Raw genomic sequence first — 23,326 nt, 5'->3', positions numbered from 1 at the left:
GGTAATGCAGTGGTGGCGACCGATCCGCAAGCCGACATAGCGGCTGCGCAGTCCTCTCCCGGACTGCTGGGCCAGCTCATCCGCTTCGCCCTGATCGGGGGCTTCTGCGCCCTCGTCGACCTGGGCACCTACACGCTGCTGACCCAGGCGGCCGGGATGGCCACCTCACCGTGGGTCGACATCGCCCGCGCTATCTCTTTCATCGTGGGCACGACCACGGCGTTCTTCCTGAACCGGAAGTTCACCTTCGCCGGCGGGCGCCGCGACGGGAAGGCGCAGATCGGCTCGTTCGTCCTGCTCTACACCGTGACGTTCTTCGTCGCGGTCGGGGTGAACCAGCTCATGTTGCAGGTGCTGCCGGAGTCCGCGTGGCAGCACACGCTGTGCTGGGCCGTGTCGCAGGCCACCGCCACCGTGATCAATTTCGTGATGCTCAAGTGGGTCGTTTTCCGCGAGCCGTCGACCAAGGAGAACTGAGGACTTCATGCCCGGTAAAACAGCAACCCCGGCGCCGAGCACCCAAGCCGGCGCGGCCGCCGAGACGCGGTTCACCGAGCACACTCCACAGGGCCGCCTGACGGCGCAGCGCGGGCTCTACGCCGGCCCCGCGCCGATCGTCAGCAAGGACCTGTACGCCGAGCTCGAGTGGGGTTCGGCCGTGCGGGAACGTGCGTCGATCACCCTCGAGCCCGCCTCCAAGGTGTCGGGCAACACGTACTTCGGCCGGTTCCCGGCCAGCTACTGGCAGCGCTGGACCACGGTGACCGAGGTCTCGGTCGAGGCGGTCGTCACCGGCACCGGCCTGCTGTCCATGGGCGCTTCCGACGTCGAGGGCGAGCCGCGTGTGGTGGCCGCCGAGCAGGTCAAGGACGCCAAGCAGGCGAAGGTGACGCTGACCGGCAAGCTCGACAAGTTCTACGACGGCGGCGCGCTCTGGCTCGACCTCGAGACCGAAGGGGGCCAGACGCTGCGCGTCGAGCAGGTCCGCTGGACGGTCGAGGCCCCGGAGAAGATCCGCCCGACCGCGGTCACCATCTGCACGATGAACCGCGCCGACGACTGCCTGAAGAACCTGCAGGCCCTCGCCGCGGACGTCTCCTCGCTGGACACCCTGGACGCGATCTACGTCGCCGACCAGGGCACCGACCTCGTCGAGTCGCGCGACGGCTTCGAGCAGGTCGCCAAGGACCTCGGCGAGAAGCTGCACTACATCAAGCAGCCGAACCTCGGCGGCGCCGGCGGCTTCACCCGCGGCCTGTTCGAGGTGGCCGGGCACACCGCGACCGAGCACGCGAACGTCCTGTTCATGGACGACGACGTGCTGCTCGAGCCGGACCTGGTGATCCGGATGACGGCGTTCTCCAACCGCGCCGCCAACCCGATCATCGTCGGCGGCCAGATGCTGAACCTGTTCCACCCGAACCAGCTGCACGTCGGCGCCGAGTACGCGCGGCTCAACACGCTCGAGCCGGGCCAGCCGGTCGAGCACTCGCTCTCCACCGCCGACCTGCTCGGCGTGGACGAGGAGACGCTGAAGCCGAACCGCCAGGAGCGCCGCCTCGACGCCGGCTACAACGGCTGGTGGTCGTGCCTGATCCCCTACGAGGTCGTCCAGGCCACCGGCTACCCGCTGCCGTTCTTCTTCCAGTGGGACGACGCCGAGTACTCGTACCGGGCCCGCGCGCACGGCTTCCCGACCGTCACCCTGCCGGGGGCGGGCGTGTGGCACGCGGACTTCCACATGAAGGACTGGGACGAGTGGCACCGGTACTTCAACCTGCGCAACTCGATCATCACCGCGGCCCTGCACTCGCCGTTCAACCTGAACCTGCTCTCGCGGGTGCTGATCGCCCAGCTGGTCCGCTACCTGCTCGGCATGCAGTACGGCCTGTCGGCGACGCTGATCAAGGCCGTCGAGGACTTCCTGAAGGGTCCCGAGGTCCTGCGTGACGGCGGCGTCGAGGCGATGCAGGAGATCCGCCGCATCCGCGACAACTACCCCGAGACCAAGCGCCACAAGGCGACCGACGTCCCGGGCATCGCGTCCAACGACATCGGCATCATCAACAGCGCGCCGCGGCCCAGCATGCAGCGCCTGGTGCTGATCAAGCGGGTCCTCGACCGGGTGCTCGGCCGCAGCCGCTTCGGGCTCGGCGCGGTGCCGATCGACGAGGCCAACTGGTGGCACATCGCGCTGTTCGACACCGCCGTCGTCACCGACGCGAGCCAGGAAGGCGTGCGCGTCCGGTCCTACGACCGGGTGAAGATGTTCGCGCTGGCCAAGCAGGGCGCGCGGGTCATCCAGCGGCTCCGCAAGGAGGGCGCGGCGGTGCAGGAGCAGTACAAGCGGGCCATGCCGGAGCTCACCTCGCGCGAGAACTGGAAGCGCCTGTACAAGCTCTGACGTGCTTCGCGAAGGCCGTCTCACGTACGTCGTGAGGCGGCCTTCGGATGTTTTGGATCGGCGCTGTCAGCTGTGCATGCCGAACACGGTGCTCTTCCGGGCGAGGTCGTCGACGTACGCGGCGGCGACGTGGGCGAAGTTGATCGCGACCGGCGAGTGGTCCTTGGTGGTCACCGTCTCGACGGCGCCGTCCTTGACGAGCTGGGCGAGCTTGCCCGCCAGCTTTCCGGACTCTTCGGTGGTCAGCGCGAACAGCAGTGGTTCGCCGCCGGTGGCGAGGTGCAGGACGAGGGCGGGTTTCGGGTCAGCCATGCGTCCATCGGACCAGCGGCGATCTTGCCCCGGCAAGTGGGTTCGCTGAGGGCGGAGCAGGCGGGTGGACTACCGTTTTCGGCGAAGGCCGGACTCATCCGCGGGGGGTTGGAAGCGAATGCCGCACTCGTTCTCGCTGTCACTGGCAGCGGTGGACATCCTGCTCGAACAGCTCGGTTTCGGCCGCGCGCCGACACCGTTCGAGGTCCCGCACGTCGGCACCACCATCGAGCAGCGCGCGATGATCCGCGACGCCGTGGTCCGCGACCTGACCGGCCGTGGATTGTGGAGCCGCGGCCGCCTGGACGCGGACGCCGAGCTGGCGCTGGCGACGTTCGTCCGCGGCAGCGTGACGATCAACGCGGCCGCCGAGCTGGGCGACCGCCACCTGTTCGCGCGGGTGGCGTCCGACGGCCAGTTCGCGGTGCTCGCCCGCCAGGAGGAGAACCTCATCGTCTTCGAGGAGGTCCGCCCCACGGGCATCGTCCCGGCGATCGTCGACCTGCTGCCGCTGACCCCGGCGGCACCAGGCCAGTCGGTGACGATTTCGAGGCCGGTCCAGCAGCCCCGCCACCAGCGCCGCGACGAGGCGTACGACCCGTTCGCCGGCGTCAGCGGCCCGCGGTCGCAGAGCGGCAGCGGCGGTCCCCAGGTCCGCATGATCGAGCGCGTCTTCCAGGAGCCGAAGAAGCGCGTGGGCCAGTTCACGGCCCAGACCCGCACCGGAACGCACCCCCCACTGGCCTGGTTCGACACCCCGAGCGGCCGCTGGCTGATGTCATCCCGTTCAGCCGCCGACGGCCAGCGCTGGATAACGTACGCCCCGGCCGACAACGCCCGCTTGGCCCAGCAGCTGTACGCCCAGCTCGAAGGCCAGTTCTGACGTTCCGGAACCGCCGGCCGCGCGGCTGCGTCGAAGGGGAAGATCGGTGAACGGCCGTGGCGGAGGGTGCCCGGCTAGTAGACTCCCGGGTGCACACGCACGGGCGAAGCGATTCGGGGTGGAACAGCGATGTTGATTGCGGACGGTGGTGGCGGAGGCTCGATCGCGGACATCGTCAACCCGCTTTCATCGGCGAGCATGGGTGCCGCGGTCCTGGCCGTCAAAGCTGAAACGGACAAGCTGGTCGCCGCGGCCGCCGGTGGTGGCTTCAAGATCACCCCGGAAGGTGTGAAGCCGCTCCGCGACGCGCTGAACGAGCTGGTCACCGACCTTCGCGGTCTGGAGCAGACCACCTACACGCTCAACCAGTCACCGCAACTGGGCAACCACCCCTACGGCCACACCGTCGCGGCCCACGACCAGAAGGGCGCGGCACAGGCGGAAGGCTCCGCCGGCGTCGTGCTGGCACAGCTCCGCGAGGTGGCCCAGCAGGCCGACGAGGCGCTTGCGCGTGCCGCCGGCCTCTACCACGAATCCGAGAACACTGCTCTCGACGCCATGAAGTCCAAGCCGTAGGGAACGATGAAACTCCTCGCACGCGCTGTTCTGCCCGTCGCCGCCGGCGCCTTCCTGCTGGCCGGCTGCACGACCACTCAGCCCGGAACCGCATCGCCCGCCAACTCGGAGCCGGCCGCGCCCACGTCCGGCAGTTCGGCTTCGGCGGATCCGGGCAGCGCCACGACCACATCGCTCGAACCGTGCACCCTGCTCACTGCCGCTGATATCAGCGCCTACAGCACGTTCGGCGACGCCAAGGAGCAGAAGCTCGGCACGGCGCGGGTCTGCGGCTACTTGAACAAGACCACCACGGCCAGCGAAGAAAGCATGGGCATCAACGTCGCGATCCGCGACGACGCCCCGCTCGATTCGGTCGTCGACACCGGGAACGGCGTCAAGGACCTCGAGATCAACGGCCGCAAGGCCAAGGAAGCGTCCAGTACCGCGCCGCTGGGTTGCACGGTCGCCCTCGGCGTGGGGGACAAGGCGCGCGTCGACGTGAACGTCACCTCGGTCAGAACCGTCGAGAAGGCCTGTCAGATCGCCGAGGACGTGGCCACGAAGGCCGTCGAGCCGAAACTGCCCAAGGCGTAGTGGGGGGAGTTCAGATGAGCACGCGACAGGGTCCAGCTCCGAAGACCCAGGACAAGACGCCCCAAGAGGTCCAGAACATGGCGCCCGCCGAGCGGGACGCCTACCTCCAGCAGAAGGCCGAAGAGGGCGTCGACCCCAGCAGCTGGCTGTTCGGGCCGGTTCAGCAGTGGATCGCCCAGGCCAAGGCCAAGAGCCAGTCGCAGCAGATGGGCGACAAGAACGTCGAGGAGGCCACCAAAGGCCGCGACGTCGAGTACGTCCAGGGGCTGAACGCCCCCAACGCCGACTACAAGGGCACCGACCACACGCAGCTCCAAGCGTTCCTGGCCAGCAACCTCAACGTCGACCAGGTGTCGGAAGTCTCGACCGCGTACCACGAAGTGCACAAGGTCTTCGACAAGTTCGCGCAGTCGATGAACACCGCCGTCAACGCGTCCAAGGGCACCTGGGAAGGCGCGGCCGCCGAGAACGCGCAGCAGTACTTCACCAGCCTCGGCAAGTGGTCCGACGCCAACTCCCAGAACGCCAAACTGGCCTCGGAAACCATCTACGACCAGGGGCAGGCCGCCGCCACGGCGAAGAACTCCATGCCTGCTCCCATTCCGTTCAGCTGGACCGACGAGTTCAAGGGCTGGGCGACCTCGAACCCCTTCAACCTGGCCGACAACGTCGACAAGTCGATCCAGAAGCAGAAGGACAGCCAGGCAGCGCACGACGAAGCCGCCGGCGTCATGGCGACCTACGACAAGAACCTCTACGAAGCCGCCTCCAAGCAGCCCGCCTTCGCCCCGCCGCCGAGCTTCAGCACCGGCGGGGGTAGTGGTGATCCCAACGGCAGCGGGGACAGGAACGGCATCAACAACCCGTCCGGCGTGAACATGCCCGGCTCGAACACGCCCAGTGGCTTCGCGCCCGGTGCCGTTCCCGGTACCGGTGGGCCGGCCCCGCAGTTCTCCGGGCCCGGCTCGACCACCGGGTCGGGGTTCATGCCCGCGGGCTCCACCACGCCGTCCGGCTTCACGCCCAGCTCGCTGCCGGCGGCCTCGACGCAGAACCCGAACCAGCAGTTCGGCGGGATGCCGCCGATGAGCCCGATGCCGATGGGCGGGATGAACTTCGGCGGCGACGAGGCCTACAACTCCAAGGTCGGCGGCGGTAGCGGACGCGGGGGCGGCGGTGGGTTCGGCCCCGGTGGCTCCAGTGCCGGCAACGCGACCGGCGCCGGCGCCGCGTCGGGTGCGGCCCGGCCGGGCGGGATCGGGGCCGCCGAAGCGGCCGCCGGACGCGGGATGGGTGGTCTCGGCGCGGGTGCCGCCGGTCGCGGGGGCATGGGCCCCGGTGGCGGCCTGGCGCGCGGCGCCAAGGGCGAGGGTGACGAGGACACCGAGCACTCGCGGCCGACCTACCTGGTCGAGGGTGACCCCGACGAGGTCTTCGGTACCGACATGCGCACCGCGCCGCCGGTCATCGGCGAATAGCACGAAAAAGGGGCCCCTGGCAAAGGGGCCCCTTTTCAGTAGCGGTAGAACTTCTCGGCGCGACCCTGCCGCACCAGCTTCAGCCACTGCAGGAACGCCTTCGGATCGCGCTTCACGCCCACGAAGTACAGTCCGAACCGGACGATCTCCAGCGCGCCGATCTTCCGCATCCCCGGCTGCGACAGCAGGTACCCGCGGTTGCGGTACGTGTAGTAGCGCTTGACCTCGTTCTCCGGGTCCTGCGCGTGGAACTTGCCGCCCAGCATCGGCTTGAACTCGTCCGAGCCGTCCGGGTGCAGGTACTTCGTCTTCAGCGACGTGCCGAACGGCAGCCCCGAGCGGGCCAGCCGCCGGTGCAGCTCGACCTCGTCGCCGCGGAAGAACAGGCGCAGGTCCGGCACGCCGACGACGTCCAAAGTGGACGCGCGGAACAACGCGCCGTTCATCAGGGACGCGATGCCGGGCAGGAAGTCCGTGCCCAGCTCGGCCTGCGACCGCTTCCAGGTCAGGCCGCGGCGCAGCGGGAACGCCAGCTTGTCCGGTGCGTCGATGTTGGACACCACCGGCGAAATCTCCGCCAGGTCCCGCTTTTCCGCTTCCTCCAGCAGGATGGCGAGCACGTTCTCGTCGGCCGGGCGGCCGTCGTCGTCGGCCAGCCAGATCCAGTCCGCGCCGAGCGACAGCGCGTGCAGCATGCCCAGCGCGAACCCGCCCGCGCCGCCCAGGTTGCGGTGCGACGGCAGGTACGTGTGCGGCAGCGGGTAGTTCTCGACGACCTCGCGAGCGGAGTCGTCCGGCCCGTTGTCCACCACGACCAGGTGGTCGACCGGCCGGGTCTGGGCCGCGATGATCTTCAGTGAGTCCGCGAGCAGCTCGCGCCGGTGCCGCGTGACGACCACGCCGACGACCGCGCCGTCGGGCAGCTGCCGGGTCTCGCTGGCCATCATTCTCCGCCGTTCGTCGTCGCTACCGGCTCGATACCCAGGCGCTGCAGCGTTTCCTTGCTCATGTCCTGGAACGGGTCGCGGCCCTTGTATCCGGTGAGGACGTCCCGCAGCGAGCCCTGCTGCTTGATGTGCCCCTCGTCCATCCAGAGCGCCGAGTCGCAGAGCTCGAAGAGGAACTCGTCGGCGTGGCTGGCGAACACCAGGATGCCGGAGCGCTTGACGAGGTCCTTGAGGCGGTCGCGCGCCTTGTTGAGGAACGCCGCGTCGACCGCGCCGATGCCCTCGTCGAGGATCAGGATCTCCGGGTCGATCGACGTGACGACACCCAGCGCCAGCCGCACGCGCATACCGGTGGAGTACGTCCGCAGCGGCATCTTCAGGTAGTCGCCGAGCTCGGTGAACTCCGCGATGTCGTCGACCCGCTTCTCCATCTCCTTGGCGGTCATGCCGAGGAAGAGGCCGCGGATGATGATGTTCTCTTCGCCGGAGATCTCCGGGTCCATGCCGACGCCGAGGTCGAAGACCGGCGCGATCTTCCCCTGGATCCGAGCCGACCCGCGGGTCGGCTCGTAGATCCCGGCGAGCAGCCGCAGCAGGGTGGACTTGCCGGCACCGTTGTGCCCGACCAGGCCGACGCGGTCGCCCTCGCGGAGGTTCAGGGTCACGTCGTGCAGGGCCTCGATGATCGGCACCTTGGTGTCGGTGCCGATCTTGCCCCCGACCTTGCCGAGGACCTTCTTCTTCATCGACCGGGTCTTCGCGTCGAAGATCGGGAAGTCGACGAAGGCGTTCTGGACGTCAATGCTGACCATTTTGTGTCACACCCAGTAGGAGACGCGGGCACGGTAGTTGCGCATCGCGACGAGCGCGAGCGCCCAGCCGACGACGGTGATGGAGCCGACCACGATCCAGTTGCCGGGGGTGAACGACTGGCCGATCAGCGGCGCCCGGACCACCTGCATGAAGTGGTACAGCGGGTTCGCCTGGATGATCGGCAGCACCCAGGAGATGCCCGCCCGCGCCCCACCGCCCATCAGCTGGTCGACCGGCCACACGATCGGCGTGCCGTAGAACAGCAGCTGGATGAGGGAGTTGATGACCTGCGGGATGTCGCGGAACCGGGTCGAGATGATGCCCAGCAGCAGCGTCACCCAGCCCGCGTTCAGCGCGAGCAGGAAGAAGCCCGGGATGGCCAGCAGGATGTTCCAGCTCAGGCCGGGGTGGCAGTACAGGCCCTGGTGGCACAGGCCGTCCGGGGCGCCCAGCGAATACGGGGTGTCCAGCGCCGAGAAGAAGATCACGAGGATCACGACGTAGACGATCATGTTGTGCGCCAGCAGCAGCGTCTGCCGCCACACCGTGCGCAGCATGTACACGCTCAGCGGCGCCGGGAGCTGCTTGATGAGCCCCTCGTTGGAGATGAACGTCTCCATGCCCTCGGCGAGGCAGCCGCTGATGAAGCCCCACAGGATGAACCCGGTGGACAGGTAGGGCAGGAACACCTCGATCGGCGCGTTGAACAGCTGCGAGTACAGCAGCCCGAGCCCGAGCGCGATGACGGCCTGGCTGATGGTGATCCAGAAGGGCCCGATCACCGAGCGGCGGTACCGCTGCTTGATGTCCTGCCAGCCGAGGTGACCCCAGAGCTCGCGGGCGCGGAAACCGGCCTTGATGTCGGCGAAGGCACGCGAGAACGTCTTGCTGTCCGACGCCGGCGGAGCGGGCGTCGCCACGGGTGAGTCTGCGGCCTGAACCGTGCTGGTGGCATGCACGTGGACGAGGGTACCGATGGGATCCGCGGCGTCCTTGACAGGGCACTGGGGCGGGACCGGCCCCGGCGGTCCACGGGATAGGGTCGGGGACGGACCGCAGCCACGCGACCCGGAGGTCTCCATGTTCATGCTCGGCGAGCACCCGGTCGGTGCCGACCACCCCCCTCTCGTGATCGCCGAGATCGGGATCAACCACGAAGGCGACCCCAAGAAGGCGCACAAGATGGTCGACGACGCCGCGGACGCCGGCGTCCAGGTCGTCAAGATCCAGACCCACGTGGTCGACGACGAGATGATCCCGAACGACGTCGTGCCCGGCAACGCCGACGAGCCGATCTGGGACATGATGAACCGCGTCGCGCTCACCGCCGAGGACGAGCGGGAGATCAAGGCGCACGCCGAGGAGCGCGGGCTCGTCTTCCTGTCGACGCCGTTCTCGCGCGCCGCCGCCGACAGGCTGGCCGAGCTGGGGGTCGAAGGCTTCAAGATCGGCTCGGGGGAGTGCAACAACTACCCGCTGATCCGCCACGTGGCCTCGTTCGGCAAGCCCGTCATCCTTTCGACCGGGATGAACGACATCGCGTCCATCACCCCGGCCGTCGAGATCCTGCGGGCCGCGGGTGTCGGCTTCGCGCTGCTGCACTGCACGTCGCTGTACCCGACGCCGCCGGAGCAGGTGCGGCTCGGCGCGATCGCGGAGCTGCACGCCGCCTTCCCGGACGCCGAACTCGGGCTTTCCGACCACACGACCACGATCTACCCGTGCCTGGGCGCGGTCGCGCTGGGCGCGTCGGTGCTCGAGCGGCACTTCACGTCGGACATGAGCTGGCCGGGGCCGGACATCCCGGTCTCGTCGACGCCCGCCGAGTTCAAGCAGCTCGTCGAGGGCTCGCGGCTGATCCACGCCTCTCGTGGCGGGTCGAAGCAGATCCTGGCCGAGGAACAGCCGACGATCGACTTCGCCTACGCCTGCGTCGTCACCACCAAGGACGTCGCCGAGGGTGAGGCCCTGACCACGGACAACATCTGGGTCAAGCGCCCGGGCACCGGCGAGATCAAGGCGAAGGACTACGACAGCCTGCTCGGCCGCACCGTCAGCAAGGCGCTGCCGGCGAACACGCAGGTGAGCTGGGCGGACCTTGGCTGAGTCCGGGCGGCGTGAGGTCCTCTTCCTCACCGGGACCCGCGCCGACTTCGGGAAGCTGCGGGACGTCATGCTCGCCGTGCAGAAGAGCTCGGTGCTGTCCGCCCGCATCGTCGTCACCGGCATGCACATGCTGCGCAGCTACGGCTACACGGTGCGCGAGATCGAGCTGGCCGGTCTCGAACGGCTGCACCTGATCCCGAACCAGATCGAGGACGAGCCGATGGCGCTCGTGCTGGCCAACACCGTGCAGGCGCTGGCCCGGCTGGTGCACGAGGAGCAGCCCGCCGCGATCGTCGTGCACGGCGACCGGGTCGAGGCCCTCGCCGGCGCGATCGTCGGCTCGCTGGCGAACGTGCGGGTCGTGCACATCGAGGGCGGCGAGGTCAGCGGCACGATCGACGACGTCATCCGGCACTCGCTGTCGAAGCACGCCCACGTGCACCTGGTCGCCAACGAGACGGCCCGGCGCCGTCTCCTGCAGCTCGGCGAGGAGGAGGAGCGGATCTTCGTCGTCGGCAGTCCCGAGGTGGACGTCCTGACGTCGGCGCGGCTGCCCGACCTCGACGAGGTCCGGCGCCACTACGAGATCCCGTTCACCGACTACGGCCTGCTCGCCCTGCACCCGGTGACCACGGAACGCGACCTCAACCGGCGCAACGCGGCGGCCGTCGTCGACGCGGTGCTCACCGACGGCAACTGGGTGGTCATCGATCCGAACAACGACGAAGGCTGCCGCGAGATCAGGAGCGAGCTCGACCGGCTCGCGGGCCCCCGGTTCGTGCGGCTGCCGTCGATGCGGTTCGAGTACTTCGTCACCTTGATGAAGAACGCGGCCGTCGTGCTGGGCAACTCGAGCGCCGGCGTGCGGGAGGCACCCGTCCTGGGCACGCCGTCGGTCACCGTCGGCACCCGGCAGCGCAACCGCGCGATGGCGCCCAGCGTGCTGTCGGTCGAACCCACCGCCGAGGCCGTCACCGCCGGGATCGGCAAGGCCCGCGCCATGGGCCGCTGCGAGCCGCACACCGAGTTCGGCGAGCCGGGCGCGCACCGCCGGATCATCGACCTCCTCGAAGGCGAGGAGATCTGGCGGCCCTCGCTGTACAAGGCCTTCGTGGACCGCTAGCCGGCCGCGTGCTGCTCGGCGAGGACGAGGTCGGCGGCCGAATCGATGTCGATCGCGCGCTCGGCCGGCACGAACTGGGGCCGTACCTCGGGGATGAAGAACCGCTCGTGCCGGCGCAGGTCGCCGGCGCGGACGAGGTAGATGCCGCCGGTGGGCCGCAGCACGACGGGCAGCGTCTGCCGGGGGGCTTCGAGGTCCGCCCAGTCCCGGACCGGGGCGATCCCGCCGTCCGGCGTTTCCAGGCATACCTTCAGCGGGTGGTGGTCGGTCGACCGGCACATCTGCACGACCGAGCCGGTGGGCCGGTCCGCGTGGATGTCGAGGCACTCGGCGATGTCCCCGGCCGTGCGCAACGGCGAAGTGGGCTGGAGCAGGAGGACGAGCGTCGAATCGGGGACGCCGAGCGTGTCGATCGCGTGCGTGACCGCGGGCAGGGTCCGGCTCGTCGCGTCCGCGAGGTGGGCGGGCCGGGCGACGGTTCGGGCGCCCTCGGCCTCGGCCGCGGCGGCGATTTCGGCGTCGTCGGTGGTGACGACGACGTCCGCGATCCCGGCCGTGACGGCGGTGTGCACGGTGTGCGCGACCAGCGGACGGCCCCGGAAGAGCGCCAGGTTCTTGCCCGGCAGCCCGACGGAGCCGCCCCTCGCCGGGACGATGGCCAGCGCGGTCACAGAGGACCCCTTCCGGGTGACGACAGTGGTCTGTCGGCTATTGTCCGTCTGCTCGGCTGCCCCCTGACGGCGGCCCCGGACACCGTTGCCATGGGGGAGCGATGAATCGGACTCAGTTCGCGGGCGAAGCGTCCGAGCAGCTCGACGAAGGTGACACCGGCCGTATGCTCCGTGACCTCCTCACCGCCTACGCCCGCGGTCAGCGGGTCGAGACGATCGCGGTGGTCGGGAACGCGCCGATGGCCCCCGACGCCGAGCGTGCCGCGCTGATCGACGGCAGCGACCTCGTCTTCCGCATGACGACCTTCGCGCTGGACGAGCCGGATGCCGAGCCGACCTACGGCCGCCGCACCGACGTCGTGGTGATCCACCGCGGGGTCATGGTCTCGCCGTACACGTTCGCCGACTACACCTCCCGCCTCTACCTGCTCGCCGAGCCGGGCCGGCTGTTCTGGGAACCGGAGACGCTGCCCGACTGGTGGCCCGCCGACCTGGGGTTCGTGCCGATTTCGAACCGGGAGTTCGTGCTGCCGCTGTCCAAGCTCCTCGGGCTTTCGGCGGACGAGAACGTCTGGGCCACGACCGGCACCCTGGTGACGTACCTGTGCCGGCAGCTGTTCCCGAAGGCGCGGGTGCGCCTCACCGGGGTGTCGATCGTCGAACGGCCGGACCAGACCGACTTCGAGCACGCCTGGGGCAGCAAGGTCGGGGTGACGGCGGAACACCGGCTGCACGCGGAATCGAAGCTGCTGAGCACTTGGCGTGACTCCGGAAGAATCGAGATCATACAGTGAGTGACATTCGCGGACTGGTGGTTCCCCGGGCGAAAGCGCTCGTCGGCATGGCCTGGCGACCGGTGATGGCGAGGCTGCGGCCGCGGATCGAGCAGATCGCGACCGACCGGATCCAGCCCGAGCTCGACCGGCTGCACGCGGGCATCGCCGAGCTGCGCCGGGATGTCGAGCGGACCACGCAGGAACTCGACGGCCACGTGAAGTGGCTCTACGACGAACAGCGCCGGCTGGCGCCGCACCTGGCCGCCCTGGAAACGCGCATCGCCGCCTTCGAACGGCCGGGCTCGGTGGCTCGCCTCGCGGAGCGGCTCGAGTACGCCCCGGACGAGGCCGAAGAGGTCCGCGCCGAGCACGCCCGCATCCGCGCGCGCCTGGCCGCGATCTCCAAGTACGAAGAGCGCCTGGCCCGCCTGGAAGCAGACGTCGCGGCCAGACACGAGGTGGCCGGCTGAGCCTCGCCGACGCCCCGAGACCCGCCGTGTTCCGGCGGGCTTCCTGGGCATGGCTGCTGCTCCTGGTCCCGCTGGCGCTGACGATCGCCTGGACCGGGCTCAACCACGACGTCCGGTTCGTCCTCGGCACGCTCCAGACGGCCGGCCGGGCCGGGCTGGCGCCGTCCGAAGTCTTCGTCCACCGGCCGATGGCCTACCGGCTGGTGCTGGCGGCCGGCGACGCCGGGAGCGCGCTGCCGCTGCCCGTCCGGGAAGCCGTCGTGCGGATCCTGGCGCTGGTCGCCGTCCTGCTGGTTTCGCTGCTGCTGCGTGCCGGCCTGCGGCGGTACCGCCCGGCCCGCGAGGCGACGGTCGTCGCCGCGGCCACGGGTGTCGCGCTGGCACTGGCCCCGAACTGGGACTTCCTGCAGCCGGAGTGGCTGGCCGCGGTGTTCGCGACCGGCGGTGTGGGTGCTGCCTTGCGGATCCCGCGGCTGGTCCCGGCCACGGTGGCCGGTGGGGTGTTCCTCGCCCTCGCCGTGCTGGTCAAGTACACGACGGCGCCGACCGCGCTGGTCGCGCTGGGTGTCGTCGCGGTGCTCGACCGGCGGCGCGCGGTGCTCACCGGTGTGCTCGGCGTGCCGATCTGCCTCGGGCTGTTCGGGCTGACGGTGCTGATCGAGCCACGGGAGTGGCGGTGGCTCGGCGAGCTGTCCTCCCTCAACGGCGGAAGCCCGCTCCGGCGCGGCTGGGCGCTGAGCGACGCGCAGGCGCTCGCCGGGACGATGCTGAACGAGGCCATGGTGGTCCCGGCGGTGGCGCTGCTGCCGGTGAGCGTCGCCGTGCTGGTGCGGCTGGCGGCGGGACGGCGTGCGCGCCTGGCGTGGCTCCTCCTGCCCGCGGCCGCGGTCCTCGTCGTGCTCGCGGCGGTCGTGCTGCAGGGACAGTGGTTCCAGTACCACCTGGCGGCCCTGGTGCCGTTCGCGGCCGCGCTCGGCGCACTCGCCGTGGCGCGCTGGTCAGCCGAGCACGGCGGGCCGTCCCGGGCGCTGGTGCTCGCGGCGATCGCGCTCGGCATCGGGGCGCCGATCGTCTCGGCGGCGACGACGGAGTGGCGCCTGGCGCACGGGACGCCCGTGTACGCCGCGCTGACGGTGCTGGTCGTCGCGGGTGTGCTGCTCGCGGCCAGGGATCGTGGCCGGACCTGGCCGGTGGTGGCCGTGCTCGCCGCGTCGGCGGTGTTCGCGGTCCCGGTGTGGCCGAGCGCGCCCTACTCGTTCGACGGGATCCACCCGGATTACACGAACTCGGAGCGGGTCGCGGCCGCCGATCTCGACGAGCGCCTGATCGCGCCGGTCCGCGCCCGCATCGGTGCCGGCACGCCCGTGGTGTACCTGGCCTTCGGCGACATGGCGTACTTCTTCGGCAACTCGGCCCACTGCCGGTACCCGGCGCCGGTGTTCGTGCAGCGCGGCACGTACATCCCGGCCGTGCGCGAGCTGGAGAGCTACCGGGAGAACCTCGACTGCCTCGAGCACGCGGACGCCGGGTACCTCGTGGTGCAGCCGTCCTGGCTGGCGCTGGACCGCCTGCCGGCCGAGGTCGCGGCCGGGGTGCACCGCCGCTTCGACTGCGAACGCGCCATGCCTGCGGGCCAGCTGACTGTCTGTCCCCGGCGCTGAGTTGTCCACAGGGGTTGTCCACAGGCCCTCCGGTCTGTGGACAACCGCCGTCAGAGGTACTGGCCTGTGCCCGAAATGCCCGGTCCGTGCTCGTGGCCGTGGCCGGCCGCGCCCGACGGGCCCGCCGGCAGCCCGCGCCGCATCTGTTCCAGCTGGACCCGGGCTGCCATCTGCTGGGCGAACAGTGCCGTCTGGATTCCGCTGAACAGGCCCTCCAGCCAGCCCACCAGCTGGGCCTGCGCGATCCGCAGCTCCGCGTCCGACGGCGTCGAGTCGTCGGTGAACGGGCGGACCAGCCGCTCCAGCTCGTCCTGCAGCTCCGGGGCCAGCGCCTTCTCCAGCTCGCGGATCGACGTCTGGTGGATCTCGCGGACCCTCGTCCGCGACGCGTCGTCCAGCGGGGCCGCGCGGACCTCCTCCAGAAGCTGCTTGATCATCGTGCCGATGCGCATCACCTTCGCCGGCTCTTCGACGAGGTCGCCCACCGACTCCGGGTGTTCGCCGTCGACGGGGGCGCTGCCCACCGGCGTGCCGTCCGGTCCGACGACCACCACGTGGGGTGAAGAATCGTGCGCCGGGTCACCCGCTGTGAAGTTCGGCTCGGTCATGTGCTCCATCCTGGCTTGCCTTCGACACGCTCCGCGACACCCACGGGGTGTCCGTCTCCGAGCGTAGCCGTAAACCGGGTTCCCGGTGGTTCTCCACCCAACCCCGGACGCACGGCGAAACCGCACGTCCGTACGGTGTCCCCATGGCGTTCGACGTCGCTCGTATCCGTGGGCTCTTTCCCGCGCTGGGTGACGGCTGGATTCACTTCGACGGCGCCGCCGGAATGCTGGTCCCGGAACAGGTCGCTTCGGCCGTTTCCACGGCGATGCGCGCCCCGGTGTCCGGGCCGGGTGGAGCGTTTCCGGCCTCACAGCGCGCGGAAAGCATCGTGACCGCGGCCCGCCGGGCCGTGGCCGACCTGGTCGGTGCCGACCCGGCTGCCGTCGTGCTCGGGCCGAGCGCGCCGGTCATGCTGCGCCGGCTCGTCGACGCGCTCGCCGAACGCTGGACCATCGGCGACGAACTCGTCGTGTCCCGGCTCGACGAGCAGGCGAACCTGGCGCCCTGGCAGCGCGCCGCCAAGCGCGTCGGCGCCGTCGTGCGCTGGGGCGAAATCGACATCGAGACCTGCGAGCTGCCCGCGTGGCAGTACGAGCAGCTCGTGTCGGCGCGCACCAAGGCCGTCGCCGTCACGCTCGCCTCCGGGTCCGTCGGCACCCGGCCGGACGTGCCCACGATCATCGAGTTCGCCAAGCGGGTCGGCGCGCTCGTCGTCGTCGACGCCACCTACGCGGCGCCCTTCCTGCCGCTCGACATCAACGCGCTGGGCGCCGACGTCATGGTCGTCTCGGCGCAGGCCTGGGGCGGTCCCTCGGTGGGCGCCCTCGTCTTCCGCGACCCCGAGCTCATCGAGCGGATCCCGTCGGCCTCGCTCGACCCGATGGCCCGCGGCGCCGCCCGCCTGGAGCTCGGCCCGCACGCCTACCCGCTGCTCGCCGGGCTGATCGCGTCGATCGACTACCTCTCCGGCCTCGACGACGCCGCCACCGGCTCCCGCCGCGAGCGGCTGGTCACCTCGCTCGGCTCGGCGAAGTCCTACCACGCCGGGCTGCTCGCGCAGCTGTCCACGGAACTGCTGTCGCTGCGGCACATCATGGTCATCGGCAACGCCATGCGCCGGATCCCCGCGCTCGCCTTCGCCGTCGCCGGCAAGAAGGCGCCCGAGGTCGCGGAGTACCTGGCGACGCAGGGGCTGTGCGCCTTCGCCGACGACGGCACGAGCGGCGTCTTCGCGTCACTCGGCGTCGGCGAAGTGGGCGGTGCCGTGCGGATCGGCCTCGCCCACTACTCCAACGTCTTCGAGATCAACCAGCTCGTGCGGGTCCTCGAAGAACTCCGCTAAGACTTCGCGGCCAGGAGGACCTTGCCGAACACGCTGCCCTCTTCCAGGGCGCGGTGCGCGGACGCGGCTTCGGCCATCGGCACGACCTGGCCGACGATCGGCTTGACCAGGCCGTCGGCGACCAGCGGCCACAGCTGCTCGCGGACGTCGGCGACGATCGCCGCCTTCTGGTCGAGCGGCCGGAAGCGCAGGCCCGCGGCGAACACCGAAGCCCGCTTGCCGAGCAGCGCGCCGACGTTCAACTCGCCCTTGACCCCGCCCTGCATGCCGATGATGACCAGCCGGCCGTCCTGCTTCAGCGCGTCGACGTTGCGGCCCAGGTAGGACGCGCCCATGTTGTCGAGGATGACGTCCGCGCCGCCGGTCTCCCCGCGGAGCACCTCGACGAAGTCCTGCTCCTTGTAGTTGATCGTGATGTCGGCGCCGAGCTGGCGGCAGCTTTCGAGCCGCTCCGGCGAGCCCGCGGTGACGGCGACGGTGGCGCCGAGCGCCTTGCCGACCTGGATGGCGTGCGTGCCGATGCCGCCGGCGCCGCCGTGGACCAGCAGTACCTCGCCCTCGGCCAGCTTCGCGTGCATCACGACGTTCGCCCACACCGTGCAGGCCACCTCGGGCAGCGCCGCCGCGGTGAGCAGGTCGATCTCGCCCGGCACGGGCAGCAGCTGCCCCGCCGGGACGACGGCCTGCTCCGCGTAGCCACCGCCGGCCAGCAGCGCACACACCTCGTCGCCGACCTGCCAGCCTTCCACGCCTTCGCCGAGTTCCGTGATCGTGCCGGAGCACTCGAGGCCGAGCGTTTCGCTCACCCCGGGCGGCGGCGGGTAGTGGCCCTGGCGCTGCAACAGGTCCGCGCGGTTCACCGCGCTCGCCGCGACCTCCAGCAGAACCTCGCCGGGACCGGGCCGCGGATCCGCGACCTCCGCCCACTCGAGAACGTCCGGGTCACCTGGTTCACGGATGGTGATCGCGTACATGTGTCGACTGTATACCGCCGCGAAAGGTCCCGCCGAAAGGCGCATTGACGGACTTCGCAAATCGAACAAAGGTGAGCAACCATGTCACTCTTCCGAAGTAGATTTCTCCCGCCGGTGGCTATCGCCGCCGGCGCGGCGCTGGTGCTCGGCCTGACCCCGGCCGCCGCCGCGAACACCCTCCCCGACGGTCCTGCCCTGGCCAAGCAGCTCGTCAACAAGGTCGGCGTCAACGGTGTCAACCGGCACCTGATCGCCCTCCAGCGGATCGCCGACGCCAACGGCGGCAACCGGGCGGCGAGCTCCGCGGGCCACGCGAAGTCCGCCGAGTACATCGCGACCAAGCTCGAGGCGGCCGGCTTCCAGGTCACCCGCCAGGAGTTCCCCTTCACCTTCTCCGAGACCCTCGCCGAGCGGCTGACCGCGGGCGGCGCAGACGTCCCGATCATCGCCATGTCGTACACGACGTCGACGCCGGTCGGCGGCATCACCGCGCCGCTCGCCGTGATCGCCGTGGACGACACCAGCGGTTGCGAGGCCACCGACTACACCGCGGACGTCGCGGGCAAGATCGCGCTGATCAAGCGTGGCGGCTGCTCGTTCGCGCAGAAGCAGCAGACCGCCGCGGCGGCGGGCGCGGTCGGCGCGGTCATCTACAACAACACCGACGGGCCCGTGAACGGGACACTGGGCGGCCCGGAGAACGCGAAGATCCCGACCGGGGGCGTGACGGCGGCCGCGGGGGCGCAGCTGGCCACGCTCGGCGGGCAGAACGTGACGCTGGAGCTGCGCACCATCCAGGAAGCGCGGACCAGCTACAACGTCGTCGCCGAGACCAAGACCGGCCGCAAGGACAACGTCGTGATGCTGGGGGCGCACCTCGACAGCGTCACGGAAGGCGCGGGCATCAACGACAACGGCACCGGCTCGGCCGCCCTGCTCGAGACGGCGCTGCAGCTGGGGAGCACCCCGAAGGTCAACAACGGCGTCCGCTTCGGCTTCTGGAGCGCGGAGGAGTTCGGCCTGGTCGGCTCGACCTACTACGTCGACCAGCTGAGCTTCGAGCAGCAGCTCGACATCGCGCTCTACCTGAACTTCGACATGATCGGCTCGCCGAACGCCGGCTACTTCGCCTACGACGGCGACAACTCCGACGGCGTCGGCGCGGGTGCCGGCCCGTACGGCTCGGCGCAGATCGAGAAGACCTTCGTCGACTTCATGCAGGCCGCGAAGGGCGTTCCGCTCGAAGGTTCCGACTTCACCGGCCGTTCGGACTACGGCGAGTTCATCGCCGTCGGCATCCCCGCCGGTGGCCTGTTCACCGGGGCCGAGGTCCTGAAGACCCCGGCGCAGGCGGCGAAGTGGGGCGGCACGGCCGGCGTCGCGTACGACCCGTGCTACCACCAGTCCTGCGACAACCTCGGCAACGTCGACCGGGTCGCGTTGGAGCGCAACTCCGACGGCGTCGCCTGGGCCCTCGGCGTCTACGCGACGAGCACCGAGAGCATTAACGGCGTGAAGCCCGGCCAGGCCGCGTCGAAGTCGCTGACGGCGCAGAAGCGCTCGGCCCAGCGCTCGTTCACGGCGTACGCCGCGGCCGGTGACCCGCAGGACCACTGACCGCCTGACCCAAGCGCCCCAAGCGCCCCAAGGCCACATTGGGTGCGTTGAACGCACCCAATGTGGCCTTCGGTGCGTTCAACGCAACCAAGGCCACATTGGGGCGCTGGTCAGTGCCCAGGCCTAGCCCAGGTTGTTCGTGCCGAAGGTGTCGCAGCGGGCGGGCTCGCCGGTCTGGAAGCCGGTGGTGAACCACTTCTTGCGCTGCGCGGACGTGCCGTGGGTGAACTGCGAGCGGTCGACCTGGCCGCCGCCGAGCTTCTCCTGGATGTAGTCGTCGCCGATGCGGGCCGCGGTGTCCAGCGCCGACGCGATGTCGTCCTGGGTGACGTCGGTGATCAGCGGCTTGCCGCTTTCGGTCGGCGTCGTCGAGGCGTGGTTGGCCCAGACGCCGGCGTAGCAGTCGGCCTGCAGCTCCAGGCGCACCGAGCCGGACGTCGGGCCGCTGCCGGTGCCCTTGCGGGACGTGCCGAGCAGGTTCTGCACGTGGTGGCCGTACTCGTGGGCGAGCACGTACGCCTCGGTGAAGAGGCCGCCCTGTGCGCCGAAGCGGGTCTTCAGCTCTTCGAAGAAGGAGAGGTCGATGTAGACGTCGGAGTCGGCCGGGCAGTAGAACGGGCCGGTGTCGGAGGTCGCGCTGCCGCAGCCGGTGCGCACGCCGCCGTTGAAGAACTTGGTGGGCGCCTTTTCATACGTCGAGCCGGAGCGCGCGAACTGCTGCGTCCAGTAGTCCTGGATGGAGTTGACGATCGCGACGATGGCGCAGTCGTGGTTCTTGTTGGCGTCCGCGCCGGTCTTGCACTCGCTGGCGAGCTTCGAGTTGTCGACCTGCTGGCCCGACCCGACGCTGCCGAGCCCGCTGCCCAGGCCGCTGCCGCTCGGCACGCTGACCCCGCCCAGCTGGGACAGCACGAGGTAGATGATCACCCCGACGACACCGAGCCCACCGCCGCCGAGCGCCACGCGGCCGCCGATCCCGCCGCCGCCTCCACCGCTTCCGCGCAGGTCCTGGACTTCGGAGGCGTCCAGGCCGGCGTCGTCGTCGAATCTCACCCGCAAATGTTAACGAGCCTGGGTGCGGCCGTCGCGCTGACGGCCGCACCCAGGCTTGTACCGAGGTATGTCATTGGTCGAGCGGTTGGCCGCTTCCGGGGCCGGCGTTCAGGCGCTGTCGGCACGGCTTCCGAGACCGTGCCGGGACCCAGGCCCGACCGACGCCGTATGCGTGACCGCATGGAAGCCCGCTCTCGGCTGTTCACAGTGAGGATTGTTCTGCCGTCGGCCGGCGCACTGCTACCAAGTCGCCTCGCGTTTGCGCGCGGGGCACGCCGGCCTAACCAGAACAACCCTCAATCGCGGCCGACCCGGTAGAAGTCCGTTCCGGTCGCGGGGACGCAGCTGGCGGTCAACCGCGAGAATCACCCGCCACACAACCACCTGACCTCTCCTGGCGAGGAGCCGGGCCGGCGCGTCGCCGTCGCCGCGCCACCTACCCTGGCCAACCATCCGCCGACAAGCAGAATGCGCCTTTCCCGGCCGAGTCTCAACCTTTTCGTAACCCCACCTTCGGGCGATGTTGCGACGGGGTTTTCACCGGCCGACGGATCGGACTCGGATCGCGCGGTCCTTTGATCAACGTTCTAACCTGCCTTATGACCGAGGAGCGTGCTGTGCGGTGGTTGAACGATGCCGAGATGGCGGCGTGGCGCTCCTACATCGTGGCGACTCTCCTGCTGCGGCAGCGGTTGCACCGCGAGCTGACCGAGTGCCACGAGGTGTCGCTGACCGACTACGAGGTGCTGGTCTGCCTGCAGGCGCAGCCCGGCCGCCGGATGCGGATGTCGGAGCTGGCGTTCATGATGGGCTCGACGAAGAGCCGCCTTTCGCACCAGGTGGCCAAGCTGGAGGACGCGGGCCTGGTCCGGCGGGTCCGCGACCCGGAGGACAAGCGGGGCGTCATCACCGAGCTGACCGACGAGGGCCTGGCGCTGCTGGAGAAGGCCGCGCCGACGCACGTCGAAGGCGTGCGCGAGCACCTCATCGACCTGCTGACCCCGCAAGAGCAGGCGACGATCGCCGCGGCGTTCGAACGCGTGCAGGCGCACCTGCTGGCGGCGGAAAGCTGAACCCGGGCGCTCGGCGCGCCCGGGTTCTCAGTGCGGTAGCGGTGGGATTCGAACCCACGGAGGAGTTGCCCCCTCGCATGTTTTCAAGACATGTTCCTTCGGCCGCTCGGACACGCTACCTCGCTCCACGAGCGTAGCCGACGGCCCGAGGCAACCCGGGCCGTGGCTCCGGCGTGCTCCCGGCATGAAGACGCGATGGGACCCGGACGGCCCTGGATGGCAACCGGCCGGCCAGGGCCCGCGGGTCACGGTGTTCTCGATGGCCTGCCTGGCGGTCGCGCTGGTGTCCTTCGGCGGCCTGATCTTCCTCGGGGTCACGTTCCGGGACCGGGCCGGCTCGGTGGTGGTTCCGGCGACCGTGGAGCGCGCGCTCGGCGTGGGCCGGTTCGTCGCGCGCGTCGGCGAACCCGGCGGCGGCCGGCCGATCGACGTGCGGACCGACACCAAGTACGACCGCCGCACGCGCAAGACGTCCGGTCCCGGCTACGTGCCGGGCCGCCGCATCGAGGTGCGCTACTGGCCCGGAACGCCCCGGATGGCGACCGATACCGCCGGCGAAGTCCGGCTGCCGGGTGCCTGGATCTTCGCGGTCCCGGCGGTGGGACTGCTGCTCGGGATCGCCGGGCTGCGGGTGCAGGCCCGCCGCCCGCTCAGGCCCAGGTCAGCGTGAGGGCCGCGCCCTGGGCGCGACCCGCTTCGGCGGCCGGCGTGCGGGTGGCCGGGTCCAGCGGGTTCTCGCCGATGGCCGCCTTCGAAGCCTCGTCCGGGGTGATCAGCGTGACTTCCGCGCCCGCCGCGCGCAGGTCGTCCAGCACCTCCAGCAGCGGCTTCTCCATCGGCAGCGGGCCGTCGACGCCCAGCGGCGCGACGACTGTCACGCGCTTGAATCCGGTCGCGTAGTCGGCGTTCTCGGCCGAGCGGACGCCGCCGTCGACGTACCGGCGGCCGTCGATGGTCACCGCGGGCCAGACGCCCGGGACCGCGCAGCTCGCCGCCACCGCGTCGACCAGGGAGACGCCGGACTCGCGGTCGAAGCGGCGGGGCTCGCCGGTCTCCGCGTCGACCGCCACGATCACCAGCCGCTGCCCGGGCCACTCGTGCACCGGCAGCCGAGCGGAGATCACCGCGCGCCTGTCCGCCTCGGACACCGTTTCGGCGGCCAGCGCCAGCTTCCCCACGGCCCGCCGCACCTCGGCCGGGTCGCTCGTGCCGGTGACCGCGCCGCCGAAGTCGGCGGCGAACTTCTCGAAGTCGATGTCGGCCGGGATCTCCGGTGCCTGCCGCGCCGGATCGGTCTGGCGCGCGAACAGCTCGTCGAGCGGAAGACCGCTGGTCACCTGGGCCGCGACGACCGAGCCCGCCGACGTGCCGACGAGCAGGTCCGCGCCCGTCAGGTCCTGGCCGTGGGACGCCAAGCCCGCCAGCAGCCCCGTCGTCCACGCGATCCCGGCGACCCCGCCGCCACCCAGAACCAAAGCCTGTCCGCCCATGCGGGCAGCCTAACGAGGTTTCGTTCGCCGCCGCCCTGGCTCAGGGCTGGCGCAGCGCCTTCGCGGCGATCCGTGCCCGCACCTCGGGCCGGCGCAGTGGTGGCACGGTGGCCGGCGGCTGGCGGCGCTCCGGCAGCTGCGCCAGCAGCCGGGCGGTGATCTCGGTGATTTCGGCGACCGCCGCCTCGAACGGCTCGCGCGTGGCGTCCGACAGCGACTGCACGCCGGTGACCTTGCGGACGTACTGGCGGGCGGCGGCCTCGATCTCCTCGCCCGTCGCGGCCGGCTGGAGCCCCCGCAGGGTGGTGATGTTTCGGCACATACCGCTCAGGGTAATGCTTTTCGCGGGCCCCGATCACACGGTCGGGTAGG

25 protein-coding genes and 1 tRNA gene are annotated in these 23,326 nt (G+C 70.4%); 15 read left to right on the top strand and 11 right to left on the bottom strand.

Going from position 1 to position 23,326, the window contains the following annotated elements:
• Positions 1-9 precede the first annotated feature (9 nt).
• Both I4Q55_RS00615 and I4Q55_RS00610 read left to right on the top strand, forming a co-directional pair.
• Entirely contained in the window at positions 10-477 is a 468-nt protein-coding gene (locus I4Q55_RS00615; RefSeq protein WP_206784026.1) for a GtrA family protein, read from the top strand.
• A gap of 7 nt (positions 478-484) precedes the next feature.
• Positions 485-2,404, top strand: coding sequence for a glycosyltransferase (locus I4Q55_RS00610; RefSeq protein ID WP_206784025.1), 1,920 nt, complete (start codon positions 485-487; stop codon positions 2,402-2,404).
• A gap of 66 nt (positions 2,405-2,470) precedes the next feature.
• On the opposite strand, the gene I4Q55_RS00605 is transcribed toward I4Q55_RS00610, so the two are convergent.
• Positions 2,471-2,716, bottom strand: a complete 246-nt coding sequence (locus I4Q55_RS00605) for a hypothetical protein (protein WP_206784024.1) — start codon at positions 2,714-2,716, stop codon at positions 2,471-2,473.
• A gap of 118 nt (positions 2,717-2,834) precedes the next feature.
• Here I4Q55_RS00605 and I4Q55_RS00600 point away from each other — a divergent pair, with 118 nt between their 5' ends.
• From I4Q55_RS00600 to I4Q55_RS00585, 4 genes are all read left to right on the top strand, one after another.
• Complete coding sequence (locus tag I4Q55_RS00600) at positions 2,835-3,599, top strand: ESX secretion-associated protein EspG (protein ID WP_206784023.1); 765 nt, start codon at positions 2,835-2,837, stop codon at positions 3,597-3,599.
• A 129-nt stretch (positions 3,600-3,728) separates the two neighbouring features.
• Complete coding sequence (locus I4Q55_RS00595) at positions 3,729-4,175, top strand: hypothetical protein (protein WP_206784022.1); 447 nt, start codon at positions 3,729-3,731, stop codon at positions 4,173-4,175.
• Positions 4,176-4,181: 6 nt separating this feature from the next.
• Positions 4,182-4,751 (top strand): DUF3558 domain-containing protein, encoded by a 570-nt coding sequence (locus I4Q55_RS00590; RefSeq protein ID WP_206784021.1) that lies wholly within the window; start codon positions 4,182-4,184, stop codon positions 4,749-4,751.
• 14 nt (positions 4,752-4,765) lie between these two features.
• Entirely contained in the window at positions 4,766-6,229 is a 1,464-nt protein-coding gene (locus I4Q55_RS00585; RefSeq protein ID WP_206784020.1) for a hypothetical protein, read from the top strand.
• A gap of 35 nt (positions 6,230-6,264) precedes the next feature.
• On the opposite strand, the gene I4Q55_RS00580 is transcribed toward I4Q55_RS00585, so the two are convergent.
• Genes I4Q55_RS00580 through I4Q55_RS00570 form a run of 3 tightly spaced genes read right to left on the bottom strand, consistent with a single transcriptional unit; the run spans position 6,265 to position 8,948 of the window.
• Complete coding sequence (locus tag I4Q55_RS00580; RefSeq protein ID WP_206784019.1) at positions 6,265-7,173, bottom strand: glycosyltransferase; 909 nt, start codon at positions 7,171-7,173, stop codon at positions 6,265-6,267.
• Positions 7,173-7,988, bottom strand: a complete 816-nt coding sequence (locus I4Q55_RS00575) for an ABC transporter ATP-binding protein (protein ID WP_206784018.1) — start codon at positions 7,986-7,988, stop codon at positions 7,173-7,175. The genes I4Q55_RS00580 and I4Q55_RS00575 overlap by 1 nt, the downstream gene beginning before the upstream one ends.
• Positions 7,989-7,994: 6 nt before the next feature.
• Complete coding sequence (locus tag I4Q55_RS00570) at positions 7,995-8,948, bottom strand: ABC transporter permease (RefSeq protein WP_206784017.1); 954 nt, start codon at positions 8,946-8,948, stop codon at positions 7,995-7,997.
• A 121-nt stretch (positions 8,949-9,069) separates the two neighbouring features.
• Between I4Q55_RS00570 and I4Q55_RS00565 the strand changes: the two genes are divergently transcribed.
• The gene (locus tag I4Q55_RS00565) at positions 9,070-10,095 is read left to right on the top strand and encodes an N-acetylneuraminate synthase family protein (RefSeq protein ID WP_091305323.1); all 1,026 of its coding nucleotides are present in this window, start codon (positions 9,070-9,072) and stop codon (positions 10,093-10,095) included.
• Positions 10,088-11,218, top strand: a complete 1,131-nt coding sequence (gene neuC / locus I4Q55_RS00560; protein WP_206784016.1) for a UDP-N-acetylglucosamine 2-epimerase — start codon at positions 10,088-10,090, stop codon at positions 11,216-11,218. The genes I4Q55_RS00565 and neuC overlap by 8 nt, the downstream gene beginning before the upstream one ends.
• Here the strand turns inward: neuC and I4Q55_RS00555 are convergent.
• The gene (locus I4Q55_RS00555) at positions 11,215-11,889 is read right to left on the bottom strand and encodes a cytidylyltransferase domain-containing protein (protein ID WP_206784015.1); all 675 of its coding nucleotides are present in this window, start codon (positions 11,887-11,889) and stop codon (positions 11,215-11,217) included. The two genes, neuC and I4Q55_RS00555, sit on opposite strands and share 4 nt — an antisense overlap.
• A 101-nt stretch (positions 11,890-11,990) precedes the next feature.
• On the opposite strand from I4Q55_RS00555, the gene I4Q55_RS00550 reads away from it, so the two are divergent.
• The 3 genes from I4Q55_RS00550 to I4Q55_RS00540 are packed head-to-tail and all read left to right on the top strand — an operon-like array spanning position 11,991 to position 14,796.
• Positions 11,991-12,683 carry a hypothetical protein gene (locus I4Q55_RS00550; protein ID WP_206784014.1) on the top strand — a complete coding sequence of 231 codons (693 nt, stop codon included), beginning with the start codon at positions 11,991-11,993 and terminating at the stop codon, positions 12,681-12,683.
• Positions 12,680-13,135 (top strand): hypothetical protein, encoded by a 456-nt coding sequence (locus I4Q55_RS00545; protein WP_206784013.1) that lies wholly within the window; start codon positions 12,680-12,682, stop codon positions 13,133-13,135. The genes I4Q55_RS00550 and I4Q55_RS00545 overlap by 4 nt, the downstream gene beginning before the upstream one ends.
• Before the next feature lie 26 nt (positions 13,136-13,161).
• Positions 13,162-14,796 carry a hypothetical protein gene (locus I4Q55_RS00540; RefSeq protein WP_206784012.1) on the top strand — a complete coding sequence of 545 codons (1,635 nt, stop codon included), beginning with the start codon at positions 13,162-13,164 and terminating at the stop codon, positions 14,794-14,796.
• A 50-nt stretch (positions 14,797-14,846) separates the two neighbouring features.
• Here I4Q55_RS00540 and I4Q55_RS00535 read toward each other — a convergent pair whose 3' ends face one another.
• Entirely contained in the window at positions 14,847-15,413 is a 567-nt protein-coding gene (locus I4Q55_RS00535; RefSeq protein ID WP_206784011.1) for a bacterial proteasome activator family protein, read from the bottom strand.
• A gap of 134 nt (positions 15,414-15,547) precedes the next feature.
• Between I4Q55_RS00535 and I4Q55_RS00530 the strand changes: the two genes are divergently transcribed.
• Positions 15,548-16,747, top strand: a complete 1,200-nt coding sequence (locus I4Q55_RS00530; RefSeq protein ID WP_206784010.1) for a cysteine desulfurase-like protein — start codon at positions 15,548-15,550, stop codon at positions 16,745-16,747.
• Here the strand turns inward: I4Q55_RS00530 and I4Q55_RS00525 are convergent.
• Complete coding sequence (locus I4Q55_RS00525) at positions 16,744-17,721, bottom strand: NAD(P)H-quinone oxidoreductase (RefSeq protein WP_206784009.1); 978 nt, start codon at positions 17,719-17,721, stop codon at positions 16,744-16,746. The two genes, I4Q55_RS00530 and I4Q55_RS00525, sit on opposite strands and share 4 nt — an antisense overlap.
• A gap of 81 nt (positions 17,722-17,802) precedes the next feature.
• Between I4Q55_RS00525 and I4Q55_RS00520 the strand changes: the two genes are divergently transcribed.
• Positions 17,803-19,338: a M28 family metallopeptidase gene (locus I4Q55_RS00520; protein WP_206784008.1), complete on the top strand. Its 1,536-nt coding sequence runs from the start codon at positions 17,803-17,805 to the stop codon at positions 19,336-19,338.
• A 123-nt stretch (positions 19,339-19,461) separates the two neighbouring features.
• Here the strand turns inward: I4Q55_RS00520 and I4Q55_RS00515 are convergent, their stop codons facing one another.
• Positions 19,462-20,391: a neutral zinc metallopeptidase gene (locus I4Q55_RS00515; protein WP_206784007.1), complete on the bottom strand. Its 930-nt coding sequence runs from the start codon at positions 20,389-20,391 to the stop codon at positions 19,462-19,464.
• A 599-nt stretch (positions 20,392-20,990) separates the two neighbouring features.
• Here I4Q55_RS00515 and I4Q55_RS00510 point away from each other — a divergent pair.
• Positions 20,991-21,464 carry a MarR family winged helix-turn-helix transcriptional regulator gene (locus I4Q55_RS00510; protein WP_206784006.1) on the top strand — a complete coding sequence of 158 codons (474 nt, stop codon included), beginning with the start codon at positions 20,991-20,993 and terminating at the stop codon, positions 21,462-21,464.
• Positions 21,465-21,497: 33 nt separating this feature from the next.
• Here the strand turns inward: I4Q55_RS00510 and I4Q55_RS00505 are convergent.
• Positions 21,498-21,584: transfer RNA gene (locus I4Q55_RS00505), tRNA-Ser, on the bottom strand.
• 64 nt (positions 21,585-21,648) lie between these two features.
• On the opposite strand from I4Q55_RS00505, the gene I4Q55_RS00500 reads away from it, so the two are divergent.
• Complete coding sequence (locus I4Q55_RS00500; RefSeq protein WP_206784005.1) at positions 21,649-22,134, top strand: hypothetical protein; 486 nt, start codon at positions 21,649-21,651, stop codon at positions 22,132-22,134.
• Here I4Q55_RS00500 and I4Q55_RS00495 read toward each other — a convergent pair.
• Positions 22,115-22,954 carry a patatin-like phospholipase family protein gene (locus I4Q55_RS00495; protein ID WP_206784004.1) on the bottom strand — a complete coding sequence of 280 codons (840 nt, stop codon included), beginning with the start codon at positions 22,952-22,954 and terminating at the stop codon, positions 22,115-22,117. The genes I4Q55_RS00500 and I4Q55_RS00495 overlap by 20 nt on opposite strands.
• A 40-nt stretch (positions 22,955-22,994) precedes the next feature.
• Positions 22,995-23,276, bottom strand: coding sequence for a DUF2277 domain-containing protein (locus I4Q55_RS00490; protein WP_206784003.1), 282 nt, complete (start codon positions 23,274-23,276; stop codon positions 22,995-22,997).
• Between the last annotated feature and the right edge of the window lie 50 nt (positions 23,277-23,326).

This window comes from Amycolatopsis sp. MtRt-6 (assembly GCF_017308975.1).
Taxonomy (GTDB): Bacteria; Actinomycetota; Actinomycetes; order Mycobacteriales; family Pseudonocardiaceae; genus Amycolatopsis.
This window is presented reverse-complemented; position numbering and strand designations above follow the sequence as displayed.